Origin of the sequence: Commensalibacter communis (genome assembly GCF_947179105.1) — a bacterium.
GTDB lineage: Bacteria > Pseudomonadota > Alphaproteobacteria > Acetobacterales > Acetobacteraceae > Commensalibacter > Commensalibacter communis.
Genome location: NZ_CAMXCK010000020.1, coordinates 1 through 3,267, shown reverse-complemented (window position 1 = coordinate 3,267; position 3,267 = coordinate 1). Strand labels below are relative to the sequence as shown.

The window sequence follows — 3,267 nt, the reverse complement described above, 5'->3', positions numbered from 1 at the left end:
AACAATTCCCAATCGAAGAGATCTGAGGTGTTGGACGTAAACTTTCCACTAAACTCAACGCGATTGGCATCCAAACCGCATGGGAGCTGAGAAATAGTAATGCTAGCCAATTAGGAAAAACATTCTCTGTTGTCCTAGAACGCACCGTTTTGGAACTTCAAGGGACATCCTGTATAGAACTTGATTCGATGGATACTCCTAAAAAAAACATCATGACCTCTAGAAGTTTTGGCAAGCTAACCAAAGAGTTGTTCGAAGTTCAAGAAGCCCTTCGCGTTCATGCTAGTCGTGGTGCAGAAAAACTACGTTCTCAAAACTCATTAGCTCAAGCAGTATTGGTTTTTCTGAGAACAAATCGATTTAACGAACATCAACCCCAATATTATCCATCAATCGTCATTCCCCTACTCTATCCATCAAACGATACACGCCAGATCATCGAAGCTGTAAATACTGGATTAAAACACATCTTTAAAGAAGATTATTTTTATCACAAAGCAGGCGTGATGATGCTCGACCTTGTTGATAAAGACAAACGGCAGCTCGATTTTTTCAGTTCAACAGAAAAAGAAGAAACCAAAGCACGAAGTGAAACGCTCATGCAGACGTTGGATAAAATCAATAAAAAGATGGGTCGTCATACTGTGTCTTTTGGCGGTATCAATAAAAAAGCTCCGTGGAACCTTAAACGAGAATTCATCAGTAAACGATATACTACTCGTTGGGATGATCTGCCTGTAGCTAAGGTAACATAGATTCCTGATGTCAGTTACCTTCCCCGCCACACTCTTATCAAAGCGCACACGGCTCGAATGACGAGTGATAGTGGGATAGAGACCGCTATGATGGGAATAACCCAAGGGTCGTGGATTTTGATCCATTCGGCGTTGGTTTCCCACCACCAACGGATGATTTCAAAGACGTTCATAATGTTTCTCTATCCCCCTTGCAATTCTGTAAAGGGCATAGAGATTAATTACAGCAAATATTCCCCACGCGACCAAGCTGAAATGCCATTGGCCATAAACGAGGATATTCAACGTTCCCCAAATTAACAAAGAGGATGCAAAGAACGCTGCAACCCCTCTGCCGATTATGCTTTCACAACGCAAAGCAGTAAATTGAAATAGCCCAAATACGATAAACAGCCATTGCCACACATCAAATGGAAAAAACTGTAAAAACCCATCAATAAAGGATTGCTGGATAATAAAGCTATTTGGCACACATAATCCATAAATCCCAACAATCATCAGTAAAATAGAGCTCCACCACTCGGCAAACCAATGATCGTGTTGTCTCATAGAGCTAATCAATCTTCTGACCATTTTTGCTCTCCGTTTTTGATATCGATGGCGTTTTAAAAGAGGCTAATACATGGAATAATTTCCACAGTTTATACCCCTTGCTGGTCGTGGCTGGCATTTTCCAAAATCGCACAATCAACGTACAAATCGTTACTATCGTTGTCACTACAGCAATCATGTTCCCCGCTATGTCCCCTGGAATAACACCCAGTAGATATTGAAGAACTTCCATCATTACATCTGTATCCATCTCTCTTCCTCTTTATAAAAAAGACATAAAAAAAGACGCTATCGCGCCCCGTTCTCATGCCTTATATATTGTGATTTAACTATTAGCTTAATGCATTACCCGTCGCATCAACCCATTGTTTACCGTCCCACCAGCAAGGCTTTTTGTGACTATCATTCCATGCTTGACTGCCAGCTTTTAAACTATCTGTGTCTGTAATACTTGAAACATCGGCCAGCTCAATGACGTGATTAAAAATTGCTTTATCTGTAAACCATGTAGCAACACGCATATTGAGTTGGTTAGAAGTATCAGAGTAATCGCAAACAGATTTTCTATTACAGTTTAAAGTAAAACTAGTAGGGGTTAGAGAAAAACTACTATTTTTTCTCTCAGAGGGTTTATTAGCATCCTTAATAGAAGTAATAGATACATTATCATCTGAAATAACAATCGAGGATAATGTACCATTACCGTTACCTTGTGTGAGGGTTGTTGCCGTTTTATTGATTAGAAAATTACTATATTCGCCACCTGTTTCTTTATAACTGTAACTAAAAGAGGTTGATAACGTTTGAAAGGAGCAATTGTCGCCCGTTTCTTTATTCACATAATTAAAATTATAACCATCTCTACTGCTTAACTGACCAACAGTCAGATTCCCATTCCCATCCGATTGTATTTTATCACCATCAGAACGAATAGATTTCACATTCAGATCAGCAGTTCCGTTGTTAACACAGGTCTCAATCCATTGATTACCGTCCCACCAGCAGGGTTGTTTATTATTGGTATCAAAAGATTGCGTGCCAACCTCAATATTTGTGGTGTCTGGTAAAGTATCCTTTTTATCCGCGGGAATATAAGGAACGCCTAATGATCTCCCTTGCGTTACATCATCTGTATCCATATCCCAAACAACTGGGGTAATAAAACCGTCTTGTTCCGTGTCATTATCGGATTTAGTAAAGTAATTCGTTGCTAACCCAACAGTGCCAGCCATATATTTGTTGGTAATACCATCAACACCAAGATTTCGATTTAATTTAATATCATTAAGTTTTCGAGGGTTCATCCTTAGTGTTCTAGAGCCGTAATACCAAGGATTTTCTGGGCTAATGTCAGGAAATCCGTGGTATTTTACAGTATCATGCCCTAAGAAACCCTCTGTGCCGATAATAGTCATTCTTTTTCTAGTTGGCTCTATATCAACAAATTCTCCTTTATCAGCATCCCATTTTTGATATAATACTGTATCAAATAAAAGATTCATACTGTAAGTGTAAGAGCCAGTTAAGTCTTGTAATCCTCCAGTAGATAAAAATGTTTCATACTGCAATTCTTCACTTGGATTTTGATTAAACATTCTATTGTCTAATGTTTTCCACGCATAGAATGATAAATAAGGTGCTTTCCCATAGTAAATGTCACCCAAATCATAGTCTGTGGTGCCTGAATAAACACCGCCATTTTCAGATGAGAAATGCTGTACAGCAAGTTTTCCCTTTCCGTCGGATTTAATTAGTTCATTATCGGAAGTGATTGATTTGACATTTAAATCGACGGTTCCGTCATTTGTATAACTTTCACCCTTATCGCCTTTGTCACCTTTATCTCCCTTTTCGCCTTGATCGCCTTTATCTCCTTTATCACCTTTTGGGATGGTGAAGTTTAAGATGACATCGCTTGATGTTCCGACATTTTCGACGATGACTTTTGTGCCTGGTTCGC

4 protein-coding genes are annotated in these 3,267 nt (G+C 39.1%); 1 reads left to right on the top strand and 3 read right to left on the bottom strand.

The window, feature by feature from the left end; translation table 11 throughout:
• Positions 1-188 precede the first annotated feature (188 nt).
• Positions 189-755: a DUF4113 domain-containing protein gene (locus tag PQG52_RS11385; protein ID WP_271829601.1), complete on the top strand. Its 567-nt coding sequence runs from the start codon at positions 189-191 to the stop codon at positions 753-755.
• Between the two features lie 159 nt (positions 756-914).
• On the opposite strand, the gene PQG52_RS11380 is transcribed toward PQG52_RS11385, so the two are convergent.
• The 3 genes from PQG52_RS11380 to PQG52_RS11370 all read right to left on the bottom strand — a co-directional run.
• Positions 915-1,328 (bottom strand): hypothetical protein, encoded by a 414-nt coding sequence (locus PQG52_RS11380; protein WP_271829600.1) that lies wholly within the window; start codon positions 1,326-1,328, stop codon positions 915-917.
• Entirely contained in the window at positions 1,309-1,557 is a 249-nt protein-coding gene (locus PQG52_RS11375; RefSeq protein ID WP_271829599.1) for a hypothetical protein, read from the bottom strand. The genes PQG52_RS11380 and PQG52_RS11375 overlap by 20 nt, the downstream gene beginning before the upstream one ends.
• 82 nt (positions 1,558-1,639) lie before the next feature.
• Positions 1,640-3,267 (bottom strand): hypothetical protein (locus PQG52_RS11370; protein WP_456304943.1); only part of this gene is annotated, 1,628 nt, incomplete at its 5' end.

Bases quoted from the DNA above. Each gene is read 5' to 3' on its own strand.
- PQG52_RS11385 (WP_271829601.1), top strand. From the start codon at position 189: ATGGATACTCCTAAAAAAAACATCATGACCTCTAGAAGTTTTGGCAAG.
- PQG52_RS11380 (WP_271829600.1), bottom strand. From the start codon at position 1,328: ATGGTCAGAAGATTGATTAGCTCTATGAGACAACACGATCATTGGTTT.
- PQG52_RS11375 (WP_271829599.1), bottom strand. From the start codon at position 1,557: ATGGATACAGATGTAATGATGGAAGTTCTTCAATATCTACTGGGTGTT.